The organism is Staphylococcus aureus (assembly GCF_001027105.1).
GTDB lineage: Bacteria > Bacillota > Bacilli > Staphylococcales > Staphylococcaceae > Staphylococcus > Staphylococcus aureus.
The window spans coordinates 368,555-387,862 of record NZ_CP011526.1 but is presented as its reverse complement, the minus strand read 5'-3'; the positions used below and the strand labels follow the sequence as shown (position 1 = coordinate 387,862).

The following is a 19,308-nucleotide window of genomic DNA, read 5'->3' as shown; positions in this document are numbered from 1 at the left end:
CCCTTTAAGTGAAATATACAACAATCTGCAATCAATATTAGACATCACAAAACACACAATAAATTACACAATGTGTTATAAGCCACATGTCACTATTATCGCAGCTAGCTGCGTCACTCAAAACGAATACGGAACGCGTTGGTTATTTCAATCATAATATTACTCTGCAAATACACAGCCCTGTAACCGAGTAAATGGATAGAGATTTGAACAAATGAAAACAATCAACTAATGGAAAGGATAAAATATTATGCACAACAATAATGAATTCAACAAAAAACTGAAAGATTTTATAGGTAGCGATAAACGGATGGCTTTAGTAAAGGGTTATGTTAACGAGTATAAATTAACAACTGTTTTAAGAGCTTTAAATAATTCCGATTACACAAAAGGGACGATACACACTCGTTCAATAGGCAACCTAAAACAAATAGTAGATAATCGAATTATTCCTAAAAATATAACTCAAAACACAATCTTCAAATTGAGTAATTTAACCTTAGAGGTTAACCTCTATGAAAGAAACACAATTTATCACGGAGACTTTGCTATTTACTATCCTGTAGAATCTGCTCTAATAATAGAAACAGATACTCCTAGGCTAATTAATCATATAAATAACAACCCAGTCCAAAAAATATTTATAATAACAACAAATGACTGGAGCTTTAATACACTTGAATTAGAAAAAATAGTAGACGAAACTATAATTTATGATTTAAAACAAGAAGATCCTAAACAATATGAAATTTTATATAAAAATAAACACGGAAAATTGCCTTATTGATGAATTAAAACGCAAACTTAGAACACCTTACCCCTTTTCCGTCCTTATTGTAATTTTCCAACTACTCAAATTAAAAACCACCCGTGCAAACAGGTGGTTTTATTATATATAATTATTCCCACTCAATTGTGCTTGGTGGTTTTGATGTAATGTCATAGACTACGCGGTTGACGTGATCTACTTCGTTTACGATACGACTAGAAATCTTTTGTAAGACTTCCCAATCGATGCGTGCGAAGTCACTTGTCATACCGTCGATAGATGTTACTGCACGAATACCTACTGTGTGATCATACGTACGGTAGTCTCCCATAACACCTACTGATTGAATGTTTGGTAACACTGTGAAGTATTGCCAAATTTCTCTTTCAAGACCTTCTTCTCTAATCACTTGGCGTAAAATCGCGTCTGATTCTCTAACGATTTCTAGTTTATCTTCAGTAATTTCTCCAAGTACACGAATACCAAGACCAGGTCCTGGGAATGGTTGTCTCCATACTAAATGTTCTGGAATACCTAACTCAATACCTAATTTACGTACTTCATCTTTAAACAATGTATTGATTGGTTCGATTAATTCGAATTCCATGTCTTCTGGTAATCCACCAACATTGTGGTGTGATTTGATTGTTTGTGCTGTTTTAGTACCTGATTCGATGACGTCTGTATATAGTGTTCCTTGCGCAAGGAAGTCTACACCTTTCAGTTTTGATGCTTCATCATCAAATACGTATACAAATTCATTACCAATGATTTTACGTTTTTGTTCAGGATCTGAAACACCTTTTAATTTATTCATAAAGCGATCTTTCGCATTAACACGAATAATATTCATGTTGAAACCTTCACCGAATTGCTCCATAACCATGTCGCCTTCACCTTTACGAAGTAAGCCATGGTCTACAAAGATACATGTTAGTTGATCACCTATTGCTTTATGCAATAGTACAGCTACAACAGATGAATCTACGCCGCCACTCATCGCACATAATACACGACGGTCTCCTACGCGTTGACGAATCTTTTCAATTTCGATTTCGATAAAGTTTTCCATTGTCCATTGACCTCTACAATCACAAACACGACGGACAAAATTATTTAATAAATCATTACCATATTCTGTATGACGTACTTCTGGATGGAATTGAACACCATAAATGCGACGTTTCTTATCTTCGATTGCTGCATAGTCTGTGCTTGGGCTATCAGCGATAACTTCAAAGCCTTCTGGAATTTCAATAACTTTATCAGAATGACTCATCCAAACAGTTTGTTCTGCTGGTAAGCCAGCGAATAACTCATCTGACTTCGCATTAATGATTGCTTTACCGTATTCACGTTCATTGGCACGTTCAACTTTACCACCTAATAATTTAGTAGTTAATTGCATGCCGTAACAAATACCAAGTACTGGAATTCCTAAATTATATATTTCCGGATCAATTGTAAATGAACCTTCTTCATAAACTGAATTTGGACCACCTGATAAGATAATACCTTTTGGATTCATTTTCTTAATTTCTTCAATTGAAATTTCATGATCGTGTAATTCACTATAAACGCCCATTTCACGAATTCGGCGTGTAATTAATTGGTTGTATTGGCTACCAAAGTCTAAGACAAGGATTAACTCTTGTTCTTTTGCCATTTCCATATTTGTCGTTCTCCTTTATCTTAATTAGAATGAGTAGTTCGGTGATTCTTTCGTAATTTGAATATTATGTGGATGGCTTTCTGCTAAACCAGCAGGACCCATACGTGTAAATTGTGCTTCTTCGCGTAATTCTCTTAAATCGTGTGAACCAGTATAACCCATACCAGCACGCACACCGCCCATTAATTGGTAAATTGTATCTTGTAACGCACCTTTATAAGCCGTACGTCCTTCGATACCTTCAGGAACAAATTTCTTAGGCGCTTTGTCCTCTTGGAAGTAACGGTCGTTTGAACCTTTTTCCATCGCACCTAAAGAGCCCATACCACGGTATACTTTATATTGTCTACCTTGGAAAATTTCTGTTGCGCCTGGGCTTTCTTCAGTACCTGCTAATAAGCTACCTAACATAACCGCATGTCCACCAGCAGCTAATGCTTTAATGATATCTCCTGAGAATTTAATACCACCATCAGCAATGATAGCTTTACCATGTTTGCGTGCTTCAGTTGCACAATCATAAATTGCTGTAATTTGTGGTACACCAACACCTGCTACAACACGCGTCGTACAAATTGAACCTGGGCCAATACCAACTTTAACAATATCTGCACCCGCTTCAAATAAATCTTTTGTTGCTTCTGCAGTTGCTACGTTACCTGCTACTAATGTGATTTCTGGGTAAGTCTTCTTAATATGTTTCACTTGATCGATAACACCTTTAGAGTGACCATGTGCTGTATCGATAACTAAGACATCCACACCTGCTTCGACTAATTTTTGAGCACGAATATCAGTATCTTTTGAAATACCAATTGCTGCGGCTACAAGTAGACGACCATGTTCATCTTTTGCTGCATTAGGGAATTCGATAACTTTTTCAATATCTTTAATAGTAATAAGACCTTCTAGACGTCCGTCTTTAACTAATGGTAACTTTTCAATCTTATGTTTTTGGAGAATTTTTTCTGCTTCTTCAAGTGTTGTATTCACTGGAGCTGTAATTAAATTTTCTTGCGTCATTACATCTACAATTTTAATCGAGAAGTCTTCAATAAAACGTAAGTCACGGTTTGTTAAAATACCTACTAAGTTGCGATCTTCTTTATTATCAACAATTGGTACACCTGAAATACGGTATTTACCCATTAATGCTTCTGCTTCATAAACGCTTTCTTCTGGCGTTAAGAAAAATGGGTTTGAAATGACACCATTTTCTGAGCGTTTTACTTTTTGAACTTCGTCCGCTTGTTCTTCAACGCCCATATTTTTATGAATAACACCTAAACCACCTTGACGAGCCATAGCAATCGCCATTTTAGATTCAGTTACAGTATCCATACCAGCAGAAATAACTGGAATATTTAATTTAACTTTGTCTGATAATTGTACGCTTAAATCAACGTCTTTCGGTAAAATATCAGATTGTGCTGGAATTAATAACACATCATCAAACGTTAATGATTCTTTTGCAAATTTACTTTCCCACATTAAAAACAGCCTCCATTTTTCAAATTAATTAGTTATATTATTTCACATTTTCTTCCGTTTGTTTATACTTTATTCCATTAAAAAAGAAATTAAGAATAATTGCAGAGATTGCGCCTAAAACAATTCCGTTTTGAGTCAACCATGCAAATTGTTCACCTAAACCTTTAAATGCTTGTGGTACAGCGCTTATACCAGTACCTAATCCTACTGATACAGCGATAATTAATAAATTGTTTTGATTTTTAAAATCGATATGTCCTAATATACTAACACCATATGCCATTACCATGCCAAACATAGCTATCATCGCACCGCCTAACACAGGTAGCGGTATGATATTTGCTAATGCGCCAAGCTTAGGTATACAACCACATATAAGTAATAACACGACCATGCCGTATATAACATTGTTTTTCTTAGCGCCGGATAAAGAAACAAGTCCTACATTTTGCGAATAGGCTGTATACGGAAATGAATTGAATATAGAACCTAACACTATCGCTAGACCTTCCGCAGTATAACCTTTACGAAAATCTTTTCTTTCTAACTTCTTACCGGTAATTTCACTTAACGCATGATAGACACCTGTCGACTCAATTAAACTAACGATAGCTACAATAAAGAACACTAACGTCGATGTCACATCAAAGCTAAATCCAGAGAATCTAAACGGCACTGGGATGCCTAACCAACCGGCATGATTGACTTGATTAATATCGACCATCCCAAGTAAGCCAGCACCTATCGTTCCTAAAACGAGTCCAATTAATATGGCAATACTCTTAATAAATCCAGTTGTGAATCTTTGTAAAAGAAGAATAATGATTAATGTCATTAAACCTAACAAAATGTTCTTAACATCTCCATAGTCCTTTGCACCTTGACCTCCAGCTAAGTAATTCATTGCTACTGGCATTAAATTGATACCAATGATAGTAACAACACTACCCGTTACTACTGGTGGGAAGAATTTTACAAGATGTGAAAAGAAAGGCGCGATGATAATAACTAATATCCCTGATAAAAATAGCGAACCATAAAGTACATCTATTCCTTTCGTTTGACCAATTAAAATCATGGGCGCAACAGCCGTGAATGTACATCCAAGAACGATTGGTAATCCTGTTCCTGTTACTTTATTGGCTTGTAAAAATGTGGCAACCCCACACATAAATATATCTACTGTAACTAAGTAAGCGATTTGTTCAGGTGTAAACTTCAAACTTGTACCAACAATGATTGGAACTAAGATAGCACCTGCGTACATAGCTAAAAGATGTTGAACACTTAGGATTAAATTTTTCATTATTCTTCTCCCACCAATGTCACTTTGTTTCCTTCTAGTGAAGCAACCTTGCAGAGAGAAGAAACTGTTAAACCTGCTTCTTCTAAACGTTGATGCCCATTTTGGAAACTCTTTTCAACAACAATACCAATACCAGCTGTCTTAGCATTCGCTTGCTGTGCGATATCGTATAATCCTAATGAAGCATCACCATTTGCTAAAAAGTCATCGATGATAAGTACAGTATCTTCTTCTGATAAAAACTCTTTTGAAACAATGACCGTACTTGTTTTATTTTTAGTAAATGAATGAATAGATGTTTCATAATAACCATCCGTCAAAGTGCTAGGTTTTGCTTTTTTCGCAAATAAACATGGCACATCAAAATGCAGTGCAGCCATGATTGCAGGTGCGATACCGGAAGCTTCAATGGTTAAGATTTTAGTAATCCCTTTATCTTTAAATTGCTCGTAAAAAGTGCGACCAACTTCATTCATTAACTTTGCATCAATTTGATGATTTAAAAATCCATCGACTTTTAAAATCTTCTCATCAATGACAACGCCGTCTTCCTTTACTTTTTGTCCTAGTAACTCCACTCTTAAAACCTCCTCAGATTTGTGTGAAACATTTTGCTCTTAAATTGGTGCTAGATACAAAAAAATCCCCAAACTAAATAATAGTTTCAGGGTTTATGAGTGAACGAACATGCATAACGAATTTGTCATGCAATCAATGTAAAAGAAGTTTCATCAAATAAACTGTGACCATCATATAAAATGATATAAATCACCCACCATGGTTACAATTTAATGGCTGAAGCTACTCCTAGTATTGTGTTGTTACTCATAGTCATGTCGTTCAAGGCAACATGGTAGAAACTTCTAAAGCCATATTCTTTAGATTATATGAGTTTATGTAAATTATTTAACGATAATAGCAAATTTTCGGCATTTTTTCAATAACTGCTTAGGTAATCTTTTAATAGTTTTATAAATGTACAGAGACGTTTAATGCGAATGAAGACTTATAACTTAATAATGTAAGGGTTTTACTTTATAATAAGAAGGGTAAAAGATTAAATAAACAAATTTTTAAAGGGGCGACAACTATGGCAGATATTACTGTAGTAAATGACACTGGCGAATTATACAACGTAATCAATCAAAAGAAATCTGAAGGTTATTTAGAATCAGAGCTAACAATTATTAGTAAAAGTAAATTACACCTAAATGACTTACACGACTCTGAAATCTCCCTTATCTCAACAAGTGGAACATTTAGTGATAGAATGACTAAACTGTTAACAGGAGAAGATGGTGAACATGCAGTTTTATCACGCTACAACTTAGCGCCTGATGAATTAGAAAAATATAAACAACTTATTTTAGACGATAAAATGTTAGTTGTAGCGGTTCGTGACAAATCATCACATCAAGAAGTGCATGAAAATAATTCAGCTTATGAAGAGATTGATATTACACATTTTGCTGAAGCATCTAAAGGTCCCAAAGCTTAGTTATCACACTGAATTCAAAATGAGATTACTGTACTGTCTAATTTAAGATAGTACAGTTTTTTATACCATTTAAAAGTTTATGAACAGTCTTTTACAGCAGGCGATTATGCTATAATATTATTTAAATTGGGGAGGTGTTCTTATGGAATTTAAAACCATTCAATCTGTCAAAGATCCACATTACAACGAAGCACTTAAACTTTACGATACTAAGTTAAATTTATCTTTAACTGAAGATAAACGTATCATCAAACGCTCATTAGAAAACAACAAAACCGAAAACGATTATGTCTTTATCGTAGGCTTAGAAAACGATGTTGTTGTCAGTCTAGCAACTGCACATTATGAAGCCACAACCAATTCAGCATTTTTAATTTATTTATTCGCAAAAGACCTACCCAACCATGATGAGTTAATGACGCAAACATTACATCAAATTGAACATGAACTAAACTTATTATCAAACCTTGTTCATTCTAGAAGTATTAACTTTTTAATGATGGAAGTCCCTAAAGAACCTGCAGATTTAACACAAGATAACGGCCTCATTATTGAACACCGTAGACAGTTTTTATACGAACATCAATTTGAAAGACAAACTGAAATTGATTACATTCATCCAACTAATGATGGTCACACTAAAAAAGTGGACTTATTTTTAAAGAAAAATATTAAACTGACAAAGGATATCTACGGTACAAGTGTTAAATCAAATTATATTTTGAAGTATGTATTTGCCAATGGTATCGCACGTGAAATTATTTATGCTTTATTAGAAGAAATGGATTTACGTAAACCATTTTAAACAAACTTGAAATCACTAACAATAACGTTTAAACTATGTATGAAGCAAGACTGACGTTTCACTGCCCGTAGACAAACGTCAGTATACATAAAGTATATGCAGAAAGGACTTTAAAGTATGTTAACTAAAGAATTTGCACAACGCGTAGAACTAAGTGAGAAGCAAGTACGTAAAATTGTTCAACATTTAGAAGAACGTGGTTACCAACTAAGCAAGACTGAATATCGTGGTCGTGAAGCAACTGATTTCAAAGAAGAAGATATCGAGCTTTTCAAAGACATTGCCGACAAAGTAAAACAAACAAATAGTTATGATCTAGCGTTTGATGAATTAGAAAAAGAAAAAGACTTCCTGCAAGTCATTGTCAAAAACGATGACAAAAACTTACCTACTAATCAAAATGTCGCTCAACTAGTAGAAGATTTACGCCTAGAAATCCAGAAAATGCGCGAAGAACGTCACCTACTTGGTCAAATGATGAATCAAGTACATCAGCAACAACAAGAATTAAAAGAACTTCAAAATCAACTTACATCTAAAATCGATTCAAATAGCGAATCCTTAAAAGCCATCCAAACATCACAAGAGGCTATCCAAGAAGCGCAAGCCTCTCAAGCAAAAGCATTAGCTGAATCAACAAATAAAGTTGAAAAGAATGCTGTTACTGAAGATAAAGCTGACAGTAAAGATTCGAAGGTTGCTGGAGTGAATACATCAACAGACGCTAAGACGGATACTAAAGCAGAAAATGCAGGCGATGGCACTGCTACTAAAGTAGATAAAGAGGATCAAATTTCTGCAACTGAAGCAATTGAAAAAGCCAGCGTTGAGCAGTCTAAAAATGACAATGCAGCTGAGACTTCAAATAAAGAAGCTACAGTAGATGCAGAAGCGCAACATGATGCTGAACAACAAGTAGCAGAAGCCCATGCAGAAGCTTCTAAACAAGCTACTTCGAACGATTCATTGGAAGCGAAAGCAGAAAATGACAGCACAGCTTCACAGTCAGAAATGTCAGAACCAAAACCTCAAGAAGAGAAAAAAGGTTTCTTCGCACGTTTATTCAACCTGTAAACTTGTGATTTGAACACAAATTTAATACTCAATTCATATATAGCTTTGATTTAAAAACTGATTTTTATAAACCTATAGAACTGTAATTTACTTTCAAATTTAATACTCAATTCATAAAACCTGAAACAAGCTGATATACTCCATTCAATATCTACTTTGAAGAGAGCATATCAAACTAATTTGTTTCAGGTTTTTTAATTATTCATTATGATTAATATTGAATTTTGAATAAATTTTTATAGTATGTTACTTTTAAATGGGATGGCTTCTGTGTACTTCTAAATAGATTCATCTTAATAAGTCCATTCAATTTAAATGTTTGGCTGTGTTAGTAACTGACGAATCGCACAAGTGCACACTCATATTCACATTTACTACAAACGCCTTTTTGCTCAAACAAAAATATTTGTTTACGGTAGCTTTTGAACTACCACCTGCACACACGAACACTCAAAAGATGCTAATTTTGATTCGACAGAATTTTTTACAACGTGTTTGTTCGAAACGTCTTTTCAAGGTTGATCATTTATTATCTTTTCATTCAATAAATATGAGGTTAGCAATTTTTATCAAACCGCCATAGCCACATCTCGATTCAAGGATAAATTTGTTTTCTCATATCTTATCTCTCATGACAGTGCACGATATATATCTTTTCCAAATATTCATCACTTTTTTCCTGTTAAAATCATTTCTATTATTAATGCTTTAATGACAACTTATTTAATTTATTGCATTTAATGCCCTGCTTCATTTTCAAATATTAACTTTAATCGACTAGCTCATCACACTATTTACCCTTTCCACCTATCACTACTGAATTCAAAACGATTTGTTTACAAATCCCCTTATGCCAACGGTCGAATTTCATCATGTTTACATTTAATTGCAAATGCCCTCTTGAAATATTTTAAAATTAATATTATTCTTAGCATACTAGTCGGAATTATATTCAAAAATTTAAGGAGTGACGTTCATGAATGCTTTTCTTACACTGATTAATATTATTGTATTGGTGATTTTCATCGTAATATTGCACATGATGGCTCGCAAACATATATCTTTTGCGAAACGTGTGTTTACAGCTTTAGGGATTGGTATAGTATTCGGTGTGTTATTGCATCTTATTTATGGCACACATTCGAATGTTATTACATCAACAAGTGACTGGTTCAACATTGTCGGACAAGGTTACGTTGCATTGTTGCAAATGATTGTTATGCCTTTAATTTTCATTTCTATTGTAGCTGCATTCACTAAAATTCAAATCGGAGAAAAGTTTGCTAAAATTGGTAGTCTCATTTTTATCTTTTTAATTGGCACTGTCACCATTGCTGCGATTGTTGGTGTTGTGTATGCCTTGGTGTTTGGTTTAGATGCATCAACAATTAACCTTGGTAACGCTGAACAAGCACGTGGAAGCGAAATTGCTAAACAAGCGAAAGATTTAACAGCACATACGTTACCACAACAAATTTTGGAATTATTGCCTAAAAATCCATTCTTAGATTTCACTGGACAACGTGCAACTTCCACGATTGCTGTCGTGATATTTGCTTCGTTTATAGGATTTGCTTATTTACGCGTAGCACGCAAACAACCTGATCATGGTGAATTGCTTAAGCGTGCGATTGACGCTATCTATTCACTAGTAATGGCGATTGTGACGTTCGTCTTACGTTTAACGCCATACGGTGTATTAGCAATTATGGCCAACACATTATCGACAAGTGACTTTGGCGCCATTTGGACTTTAGGAAAATTCTTAATCGCATCGTACGCTGCATTAATTACGATGTATATCATTCACTTAATTATTTTAAGCCTGTTAGGTATTAGCCCAATTCGCTATGTTAAAAAGACTTTGGAAGTATTAATCTTTGCATTCACATCACGCTCAAGCGCGGGTGCCTTACCATTGAATGTACAAACACAAACAAGACGTCTAGGCGTGCCAGAAGGTATTGCCAATTTCGCTGCGACATTTGGATTGTCGATTGGACAAAATGGTTGTGCAGGCATTTACCCTGCCATGCTTGCAATTATGGTCGCACCCGTCGCTAATGTAGAAATTGATTTACAATTTATTGTAACGTTAATCGCTGTCGTGATTATTAGTTCATTCGGCGTTGCTGGCGTCGGTGGCGGGGCTACATTTGCATCCATATTGGTGTTGTCAACGTTAAACTTGCCAGTCGCTTTAGCCGGCGTGCTCATCTCCGTTGAACCATTGATTGACATGGGTAGAACAGCATTAAACGTGAACGATTCAATGCTAGCTGGTACAGGTACCGCCAAGTTAACTAAACATTGGGATAAAGATACTTTCGATTCAAATGATAATGCTGCATTAACTTCACACTAATTCATTGCAAGAAATACCCGCCCCCTCTAGCTATACTTATCATTTTAAGCTAGAGGGGGGCGGGTTATTTTGGTATCTTGCTATCGCTGTATTAAGCCTGATTTTTGCAATTGTTCTAACATATCTAATCTTGCTTTGTTTCCTAGGAACATCTCAATTTGCTGCGACCATGTTTCTTTGCGATTCCCGTTTGTACGTTGATCATAGTACTCGCTGATTGTCTGGTCGTAATCTGCCATTTGTGCATACTGTGTTTCCTTATCAGCATGATACTTATTATGATGGAAGACATGGTCAAATGGTAAGCGTGGCTTGGCTGCACCATTTTCGTCATCTGCGGGTTCCCCTACTGCCATACCAAATACCGGGAAGACATAGTCAGGTAAGTCTAAAATTTCTCGAACGCGTTCAACATCATTTCTTAATGATCCTAAAAAGACAATGCCATACCCCATATCTTCAGCAGTTACCGCAATATTTTCGGCAACTAATGCTGCATCGATTGCACCTACTAGCAAACCTTCCGTTGAACCATATGCATTTTCCATATCAGTTTCAGCATGTTGATCAACTAAATGATGACGATAATAATCAATAACAAAGACGAATAAATAGCCATTTTCTACAACATAAGGTTGTCCAGAAACTTCTCGTAAATTTTCTTTAATCTTCTCATCGTCGATACCAATAATTGAGTATGCTTGCAGGAAACTTGACGTCGAAGCGCTTTGTCCAGCTTCTACCAATTTCTTAACAACGTCTTCACTTAAAGGTTTATTCTTAAATTTTCTAACAGAATGATGCTTTTTCACAAGATTATATACATGTTCTGACACGTTACCCACTCCTCGATACTTTACAATTAATTTAAAATCTTCATATTGCAATTGTACACGTCCAAACTTTTTTATAGCAATTATTTGCTTATAAGTTAATAATTGAACTTTTTAAAATATTGTCTCATACTTTAAAAATCCAGTTTCTCACTCATTACCTTCATCCATCTCGAACAAATATTCTCATACCATTATCAATAAGGTTGACTTAGTTGAGAATACAAATCTTCTTTTTTTACATTTTTTACATTAAAATCAAGATATTAAATATAGACACAACCTTTTAAATCATCAACTACAAAATCCATTATCAAAGCACTTTATATTATCTTTCTTTATTTTAAAAGTAATCATTCACTTTACAAAGTTATCCAGTTGACTATTCTGGATCAAAATGTAATAATGCTAACTAAGAGATTAGAATTATTATAATTAAGCGCAATCAATTGATAGTTCTAATTCATACTTAAATTCTTAGGAGGAAGATATTTATGTCATTAATTAACAAAGAAATCTTACCATTTACAGCGCAAGCTTTCGATCCAAAAAAAGATCAATTTAAAGAAGTTACACAAGAAGATTTAAAAGGTTCTTGGAGCGTAGTATGCTTCTATCCTGCTGACTTCTCATTCGTTTGTCCAACTGAATTAGAAGACTTACAAAACCAATATGAAGAATTACAAAAATTAGGCGTAAATGTATTCTCAGTATCAACTGATACTCACTTCGTACACAAAGCATGGCATGACCATTCAGATGCAATTAGCAAAATCACTTACACTATGATTGGTGACCCATCACAAACAATCACTCGTAATTTTGATGTATTAGATGAAGCTACTGGTTTAGCTCAACGTGGTACATTCATTATCGACCCAGACGGTGTTGTACAAGCATCTGAAATTAACGCTGACGGAATTGGCCGTGACGCTAGTACATTAGCTCACAAAATCAAAGCAGCTCAATATGTTCGTAAAAACCCTGGCGAAGTATGCCCAGCTAAATGGGAAGAAGGCGCTAAAACATTGCAACCTGGTTTAGATTTAGTAGGTAAAATCTAAGGAGGCATTACAACCATGCTTAATGCTGATTTAAAACAACAACTTAAACAACTATTAGAACTAATGGAGGGCAACGTTGAATTCGTTGCCAGCCTTGGTTCAGATGATAAATCCAAAGAACTTAAAGATTTGTTGACAGAAATTACTGATATGTCACCTAGACTATCTCTTTCTGAAAAATCTTTAAAACGTACACCAAGTTTCTCAGTCAATCGTCCTGGCGAAGAAACAGGTGTAACATTTGCAGGTATTCCATTAGGTCACGAGTTTAACTCACTTGTTTTAGCAATTTTACAGGTTAGTGGTCGTGCACCTAAAGAAAAACAGTCAATCATTGACCAAATTAAAAAATTAGAAGGTTCATTCCATTTTGAAACATTCATTAGTTTAACGTGTCAAAAATGTCCTGATGTCGTTCAAGCACTTAACTTAATGAGTGTGATCAACCCTAACATCACGCATTCTATGATTGATGGTGCAGTGTTCCGTGAAGAATCTGAAAACATCATGGCAGTCCCTGCTGTCTTTTTAAATGGCGAAGAATTTGGCAATGGTCGTATGACAATCCAAGATATTCTTTCGAAACTAGGCAGTACGGCAGATGCATCTGAGTTTGAAAATAAAGAACCTTATGATGTCTTAATCGTTGGTGGTGGTCCTGCTAGTGGTAGTGCAGCGATTTACACAGCACGTAAAGGTTTACGTACTGGTATAGTTGCTGATCGTATCGGTGGCCAAGTTAATGATACTGCTGGTATTGAGAACTTCATTACTGTTAAAGAAACAACTGGTTCTGAATTTTCTTCTAACTTAGCAGCGCACATTGATCAATATGACATTGATGCAATGACAGGTATACGTGCTACAGATATCGAAAAGACTGACGAAGCAATTAAAGTTACGTTAGAAAACGGTGCTGTCTTAGAAAGTAAAACAGTCATTATTGCTACTGGTGCAGGTTGGCGTAAGCTAAACATTCCAGGTGAAGAGCAATTGATTAATAAAGGTGTTGCATTCTGCCCTCACTGTGACGGACCTCTATTTGAAAATAAAGACGTAGCAGTTATCGGTGGCGGTAACTCTGGGGTTGAAGCAGCAATTGACCTTGCTGGTATCGTTAATCATGTTACATTATTCGAATTCGCTAGCGAATTAAAAGCAGACAACGTGTTACAAGATCGTTTACGTTCTTTATCAAATGTTGATATCAAAACAAATGCCAAAACTACTGAAGTTGTCGGAGAAGACCATGTTACAGGTATACGTTACGAAGACATGAACACCGGCGAAGAACATCTACTTAACTTAGATGGTATCTTTGTTCAAATTGGTTTACTTCCAAACACATCATGGTTAAACGATGCTGTTGAATTAAACGAACGTGGTGAAATTGTGATTGATCGTAACAATAATACGAATGTTCCTGGAATATTTGCTGCTGGCGATGTCACAGATCAGAAGAACAAACAAATTATCATTTCAATGGGCGCTGGTGCAAATGCAGCATTAAATGCCTTTGACTATATTATCAGAAACTAAAGTTTCATTCATTTCACTGACAGTATCTTACATTTGTTAAGATGCTGTTATTTTTTTATCCCGACATAAAATCATGTTATGATAAACTTAATATATACAACGAGATGTGCGATAATGCTTAAAGTATGTACCTCTCGCAAACAAATCAATATGAAAAATGATATTGAGAAAGAAAAGTATGTGAACGAAATTATTATGCTTTTACGTACGATACCTACGTCTAAATTAGTACAACCAATTATGCAGTTATTTATAGATAAAGCTATCCTTAACAACGTCCAAAATGATGCATTATTGATAGAAAAAGCAACTCATGCACGTAATCATTTACGTCTATGGTCATTGCAAGGTCATCGTGACATTCCAAACTAATTCAATGTTACTCTATTAAACATGAATACATATTTTTTCAATTAAAGATAAACTAAGGAGTTATATTACATTATGAAAAAGAGATTACTACTAAGTACATTTTTAGCATCGACATTAATTCTTACAGGTTGCGCGTCCGATCAATCTGATAACGAAGATCATCATACAAGTACTGGCATCCATGCACCTAAAAGCGCTAAAAAATTAGAAACAAAAGATATCTTTAACTCAGATAAGAAAAATAGTGATATTAGTGATGCAGAGATGAAGCAAGCTATAGAAAAGTATTTGTCTGTAAATAGCGATATACTTGATAACAAATATATTATGCAACATAAACTAGATAAACAAATTGACAGTCAAACAAAAGTGACTGAAAAACAAGCAGAAACACTTAGCCACTTATCTAACTTAGCTGTTAAAAACGATTTGCATTTCAAGAAATTTGTCACTGAAAACAATATTCCTAAAGAATATAAGAAACCCGTTGAATTAATGATGAATTACTTCAAAGCTTTAAATAGTACAATCGCCAATGTTGATGAAGATATTGAAAAGCTTAGCTATCAACCGCAAAATAAAATCAATGTTGTCGACGTGCCAACAAAATATGCCGGTGATGTTAATAAAAAGCAACAAGATAAAATTAAAGATTTCTTAAAATCTAAAGGTATCAAGAGTGATGTTATCGATAAATAACTGAAAGCCATCATTGCGAAATGTAACACATCATTACATGAGTTTTAATTCATGACAATTCTTTATCTTTAAAAGTGACTAATCAATTTAGCTAAAGTCATCATTTGGGCATCAAGCAGCATATTACTGTTTGATGCCTTTTTAATTGCCTTAAATTCTCTATCTATGCCAAAATTCCCATTAGTTGACGCATTTGACTATATACCTAACATATTCCATACTTATATTGACTCTATAAACAAAGGATGATCATGATGAAAGTTCGAATTACTTTTATTATTTTAGCAATTTTATCGACGATTGTTTGCTTGTTCTTAGCAGCAATGCATCCAACAGGACCAAACACAGTAACTTTTGAACAGCCATATTTATTCACCCTCAACATCATTATAATGGTATTAGTCGCATTACCTTCACTTGTTTTAGCTATATATGATTATATGAGTTTTAGAATTTCTTCTGCTATTTTACAATTTCTAGGGGCTATCTCTTGGTTCTTTTTATCATTGATATTATCGCTCACACAATTTACACCTTTTACATTAGCGTCATTTATAACTTCAATTATTTTGTTCACAAGCACAATTATCACATTAGCCATTGGTGGTAAGTCTGTTGAAAAGAATGATTCCCCTTAAATTCCAAATGAAAAAAAGGTTCTGAAGGCCGCTATAAAACACAGTTTTTCAGAACCTCTATACTTCTATTCAATGATATATGGTTTGCAATTTTCTACCTTTAAATCCACAGCTTCTGCCCTTGAAACTTTGTTAAAATAAACCATCAAACAACGAATGACAACTTGATGTGCAACAATGACAATATCATCTTTTTGTGTATCTTCATTGACAACATGATTCATAAAATGTTCTACGCGTTGATATACATCTTCATAACTTTCTCCTTCAGGCGCTTTTTGTGAAAAACTATGACGAAAGTCTTTAAAGTTTGGATCATTGAAATATTTTTCATATTTCGGATTCGCACTGATTTCATCTTTATATTCACCCTCAAATACGCCAAGTGAACGTTCTCTTAATAGAGGGGTAGTCGTTGATGCAATGTCATATGGAAAAATATGTTCAAACGTTTGCTGTGTTCTTAATAAGTCTGAAACATATACATGTTTAATCTGTTTCTCTTTAAAATAATCACATAAATCGTCTGCACTTTTTGTGCCAGTATCCGTTAACGGCACATCTAATTGTCCACAAAAATAAGATCGAAAATGTTTATTATCATAATTCGATTTTGATTCGCCATGTCTAACTAAATAAATCGTCATAATATTACTCCTTACCTTATGTATTTCATATCTACCATAACACTTTGACTACTAATTCGATATCAATCTTAATATTCTATTCTAAAAAAAGAATTAATTCATATTTTAAATTAATGACTCTAAAAATAGTATTGTCTTTAATCAAGTGATGTGTTACTATATGGGTGTAGTTCTTAAATGACTACACAGTCTTTTATATTCATGAACATAATACTCCTGGATGGCGCAACCCAACGTCATCCTTTTTTTATTTGTCAAATACTCGCTTTTTTATTTCCAAAATTTCCTCATATTAATTTATTACTTTTTAATCCTATCTTATCTACATTTTCAAATATTATAATACATATTGACCATTTTCACGCAAATAAAAAAGATGACAACTGAATGCCATCTTTATTTCAATTTCCAATTGAATTTTTTTATTATTTACGCATAGCTCTTAAAATTAACGTTACGATTGCAATTAAGATAATTGAACCAATTAATGCTGGCAAGATGTAAATACTTCCTAATTCAGGACCCCATTGTCCGAATAGTTTGCCACCTACCCATGATCCAATAATACCTGCGATAATATTGCCTAAAATACCACCTGGGATATCTTTACCCATAATAGCACCAGCAGCCCATCCAATTAAGCCACCGACAATTAACATTCCAATAAATCCAAACATAATTTTCAGTCTCCTTTTTCTATTTATTTTGCGTTATTCTAAGTAGTACCCCTTATTTACAATTCTAAAACAAATTCAAATTATTTTTATCCAAATATTTTTAAAAGTAGTAATTGAATATCAATTTTATTCAATGTAGCTATCGTTATTTAAAGTCTCTGTACCGATAATATCATATACATTTACATTATTTTTTCTGCCGAATTCATAGCTTGATTATTTTATGTTATAGGACTAGAATATACACATATTATTAGAGCATCTTTGAATTTTAAATCAAGAAGCGAGGTTAATGAACAATGAATATGCATATTTTATATAACTTACGAACTAAACATAATTTAGAAATTGACGAATTAGCACAGCAATTAAATGAGAAATATGGTACTAAATATGAAGCACATCAAATTTGGGAATGGGAGAATCATCACCATGAACCTAAATTTAAAGATGCCATGCATTTAGCTGACTTCTTTGATGCACCATATGAAATGTTTTTAGAAAGTAAGGTTAAAGAATATCAGAAACATTTAGAAGAAGTCGATATTCGCATGGATAAATAGATGCAAATAAACCCTCACAACACGTTTGGCATATATCCTTTCAAATCTATACTGGATATATTACATTACGTTGTGAGGGTATTTTATTAATTAATATGAATTAAGACATTTTACAAGCGTTAATGCAACGAATCTTTTTAGTGATCTTGCTCACTCTTTAATACTTTACCGTTCTTAGCATCAACAGTAACTTCTTGTTTTTTATTACCTTTTTTCAAATCGATATTGTAAACAAGTTTGCCATCATCTTTTTCAAGTGACCATTCTTTAATATCACCATCAAATTCTTTTTGTCCTTCTTTAATGGCTTTTTTGTAATCTATAGCATCGCTATATTTAAAGTTATCATTTTCATTCATTGTATCTTCTTTTTCAGTCTTTTTGTTAATCACTTTTTTATTTTTATCAGCAACAAGTACTTCTGACTCTTCACCAGATTTTTGTTGCGTCACTTTATAAGCCCATTCACCATTAGAATTTTCAAATGAAATTCCTTTCAACTTTTGGCCTTTGTAAGTTTCTTCAGCTTTTTTCACAGCATCTTCTGGGCTTGTTTTAACATCTTTTAAAGCAATAACATCTTTTGTTGTATTAGTGTCTTGATTAGTATTTGACTCTGTTGATTTTGTTTCATCTTTTGGAGTATCATTGCCACATGCAGTAAGCACCACCGCTGACATTGATAACACTGCTAATGATTTTAATTTCATAATATCACTCTCTCTTCCTATTTTTGAAACTCATAACAAAAGCTTATATGCTATATAGATTGTATTACCCCTTGTTTTTAATTTTATTCATAATTATTACAAATATTTTTAAATTAATCGTCATGCGTTACTTTCGTTCGTACTCCTTTTATAAATGAACCATGTAATATAAGCATGCTATTATCGACTCAGTTTGTCTAATGCTTTCTTTGGTACTTCTTCCTTTTCAACTTCTTCAAAAGTTTCTACATGATGACCTTTATGTGTAATTTTCAAGTATCTATGCGGTTTAACATCAAATGTAGCAGTATACATTAATTGCGTCTCTTTCCCTTCTTTATTAAAAACACTTTGACTATAACTTCGGAGTTGATCATCCATTCTAGTAGACACCTCTGTCGTTTTAACATAAGAATCATCCTTCTTTACTAATGGGTTAAATTGATCTGTTATACCATGGGAGTCTATTGTTTTTAAAATGAATAAAGCAGCATAAGCGCCAATGATAGTAAGTACAAGATATGTTATTGTTTTTAAAATCGTTTTCAAAAGATCACCTCTGACAAAATATAAAATAGGATGTATC

At 33.8% G+C, this 19,308-nt stretch carries 21 protein-coding genes, 1 pseudogene and 1 riboswitch; of the genes and pseudogenes, 12 read left to right on the top strand and 10 right to left on the bottom strand.

What is annotated here, in order from left to right; genetic code table 11:
- Positions 1-250 precede the first annotated feature (250 nt).
- A complete protein-coding gene (locus tag AA076_RS01815; RefSeq protein ID WP_000551776.1) occupies positions 251-787 on the top strand; it encodes a hypothetical protein in 537 nt (178 codons plus the stop codon).
- 112 nt (positions 788-899) lie between these two features.
- Here AA076_RS01815 and guaA read toward each other — a convergent pair whose 3' ends face one another.
- The 4 genes from guaA to xpt are packed head-to-tail and all read right to left on the bottom strand — an operon-like array spanning position 900 to position 5,816.
- A complete protein-coding gene (guaA, locus tag AA076_RS01810; protein ID WP_000424966.1) occupies positions 900-2,441 on the bottom strand; it encodes a glutamine-hydrolyzing GMP synthase in 1,542 nt (513 codons plus the stop codon).
- A 24-nt stretch (positions 2,442-2,465) separates the two neighbouring features.
- Complete coding sequence (guaB, locus tag AA076_RS01805) at positions 2,466-3,932, bottom strand: IMP dehydrogenase (protein ID WP_000264071.1); 1,467 nt, start codon at positions 3,930-3,932, stop codon at positions 2,466-2,468.
- A 37-nt stretch (positions 3,933-3,969) separates the two neighbouring features.
- Positions 3,970-5,238 carry a xanthine permease PbuX gene (gene pbuX, locus AA076_RS01800; RefSeq protein ID WP_000793009.1) on the bottom strand — a complete coding sequence of 423 codons (1,269 nt, stop codon included), beginning with the start codon at positions 5,236-5,238 and terminating at the stop codon, positions 3,970-3,972.
- On the bottom strand, positions 5,238-5,816 hold the full coding sequence (xpt, locus tag AA076_RS01795; protein ID WP_000421410.1) for a xanthine phosphoribosyltransferase: 579 nt from the start codon (positions 5,814-5,816) through the stop codon (positions 5,238-5,240). The genes pbuX and xpt overlap by 1 nt, the downstream gene beginning before the upstream one ends.
- Before the next feature lie 230 nt (positions 5,817-6,046).
- A riboswitch (purine riboswitch) is annotated at positions 6,047-6,149 on the bottom strand.
- Positions 6,150-6,328: 179 nt separating this feature from the next.
- Here xpt and AA076_RS01790 point away from each other — a divergent pair.
- The 3 genes from AA076_RS01790 to AA076_RS01780 all read left to right on the top strand — a co-directional run bounded on the left by AA076_RS01790 (position 6,329) and on the right by AA076_RS01780 (position 8,615).
- The gene (locus AA076_RS01790) at positions 6,329-6,736 is read left to right on the top strand and encodes a general stress protein (RefSeq protein WP_000763768.1); all 408 of its coding nucleotides are present in this window, start codon (positions 6,329-6,331) and stop codon (positions 6,734-6,736) included.
- Positions 6,737-6,878: 142 nt separating this feature from the next.
- Positions 6,879-7,541, top strand: coding sequence for a hypothetical protein (locus tag AA076_RS01785; RefSeq protein WP_000394698.1), 663 nt, complete (start codon positions 6,879-6,881; stop codon positions 7,539-7,541).
- Positions 7,542-7,658: 117 nt separating this feature from the next.
- Positions 7,659-8,615: a prolipoprotein diacylglyceryl transferase gene (locus AA076_RS01780; protein ID WP_000956132.1), complete on the top strand. Its 957-nt coding sequence runs from the start codon at positions 7,659-7,661 to the stop codon at positions 8,613-8,615.
- A gap of 790 nt (positions 8,616-9,405) precedes the next feature.
- On the opposite strand, the gene AA076_RS14350 is transcribed toward AA076_RS01780, so the two are convergent.
- Complete coding sequence (locus tag AA076_RS14350) at positions 9,406-9,507, bottom strand: hypothetical protein (RefSeq protein WP_001789518.1); 102 nt, start codon at positions 9,505-9,507, stop codon at positions 9,406-9,408.
- Between the two features lie 84 nt (positions 9,508-9,591).
- Between AA076_RS14350 and AA076_RS01770 the strand changes: the two genes are divergently transcribed.
- Positions 9,592-10,980 carry an L-cystine transporter gene (locus AA076_RS01770; protein WP_000991007.1) on the top strand — a complete coding sequence of 463 codons (1,389 nt, stop codon included), beginning with the start codon at positions 9,592-9,594 and terminating at the stop codon, positions 10,978-10,980.
- Positions 10,981-11,060: 80 nt separating this feature from the next.
- Here the strand turns inward: AA076_RS01770 and nfsA are convergent, their stop codons facing one another.
- The gene (nfsA, locus tag AA076_RS01765; RefSeq protein ID WP_001289311.1) at positions 11,061-11,816 is read right to left on the bottom strand and encodes an oxygen-insensitive NADPH nitroreductase; all 756 of its coding nucleotides are present in this window, start codon (positions 11,814-11,816) and stop codon (positions 11,061-11,063) included.
- 491 nt (positions 11,817-12,307) lie between these two features.
- Between nfsA and ahpC the strand changes: the two genes are divergently transcribed.
- The 5 genes and pseudogenes from ahpC (at position 12,308) to AA076_RS01740 (ending at position 16,125) form a co-directional block, all read left to right on the top strand.
- Complete coding sequence (gene ahpC, locus AA076_RS01760; protein WP_000052781.1) at positions 12,308-12,877, top strand: alkyl hydroperoxide reductase subunit C; 570 nt, start codon at positions 12,308-12,310, stop codon at positions 12,875-12,877.
- Between the two features lie 15 nt (positions 12,878-12,892).
- Positions 12,893-14,416 carry an alkyl hydroperoxide reductase subunit F gene (ahpF, locus tag AA076_RS01755; protein WP_000930486.1) on the top strand — a complete coding sequence of 508 codons (1,524 nt, stop codon included), beginning with the start codon at positions 12,893-12,895 and terminating at the stop codon, positions 14,414-14,416.
- A 135-nt stretch (positions 14,417-14,551) separates the two neighbouring features.
- A pseudogene (locus AA076_RS01750) lies at positions 14,552-14,788 on the top strand (hypothetical protein); the annotation flags it as partial.
- Between the two features lie 72 nt (positions 14,789-14,860).
- Positions 14,861-15,487, top strand: coding sequence for an NDxxF motif lipoprotein (locus AA076_RS01745; RefSeq protein WP_000746687.1), 627 nt, complete (start codon positions 14,861-14,863; stop codon positions 15,485-15,487).
- A gap of 254 nt (positions 15,488-15,741) precedes the next feature.
- A complete protein-coding gene (locus AA076_RS01740) occupies positions 15,742-16,125 on the top strand; it encodes a hypothetical protein (RefSeq protein WP_000868248.1) in 384 nt (127 codons plus the stop codon).
- Between the two features lie 65 nt (positions 16,126-16,190).
- Here AA076_RS01740 and AA076_RS01735 read toward each other — a convergent pair whose 3' ends face one another.
- Positions 16,191-16,772, bottom strand: a complete 582-nt coding sequence (locus tag AA076_RS01735) for a histidine phosphatase family protein (protein WP_000158374.1) — start codon at positions 16,770-16,772, stop codon at positions 16,191-16,193.
- Between the two features lie 177 nt (positions 16,773-16,949).
- On the opposite strand from AA076_RS01735, the gene AA076_RS01730 reads away from it, so the two are divergent.
- Positions 16,950-17,159 carry a hypothetical protein gene (locus tag AA076_RS01730; protein WP_000211676.1) on the top strand — a complete coding sequence of 70 codons (210 nt, stop codon included), beginning with the start codon at positions 16,950-16,952 and terminating at the stop codon, positions 17,157-17,159.
- A gap of 38 nt (positions 17,160-17,197) precedes the next feature.
- On the opposite strand, the gene AA076_RS01725 is transcribed toward AA076_RS01730, so the two are convergent.
- Positions 17,198-17,449 (bottom strand): GlsB/YeaQ/YmgE family stress response membrane protein, encoded by a 252-nt coding sequence (locus AA076_RS01725; protein WP_000466748.1) that lies wholly within the window; start codon positions 17,447-17,449, stop codon positions 17,198-17,200.
- 299 nt (positions 17,450-17,748) lie between these two features.
- On the opposite strand from AA076_RS01725, the gene AA076_RS01720 reads away from it, so the two are divergent.
- A complete protein-coding gene (locus AA076_RS01720; protein ID WP_001055897.1) occupies positions 17,749-18,012 on the top strand; it encodes a helix-turn-helix domain-containing protein in 264 nt (87 codons plus the stop codon).
- A gap of 137 nt (positions 18,013-18,149) precedes the next feature.
- Here the strand turns inward: AA076_RS01720 and AA076_RS01715 are convergent, their stop codons facing one another.
- Positions 18,150-18,722 (bottom strand): PepSY domain-containing protein, encoded by a 573-nt coding sequence (locus AA076_RS01715; RefSeq protein ID WP_000769720.1) that lies wholly within the window; start codon positions 18,720-18,722, stop codon positions 18,150-18,152.
- 180 nt (positions 18,723-18,902) lie between these two features.
- Positions 18,903-19,271 carry a YxeA family protein gene (locus AA076_RS01710; RefSeq protein ID WP_000849177.1) on the bottom strand — a complete coding sequence of 123 codons (369 nt, stop codon included), beginning with the start codon at positions 19,269-19,271 and terminating at the stop codon, positions 18,903-18,905.
- Between the last annotated feature and the right edge of the window lie 37 nt (positions 19,272-19,308).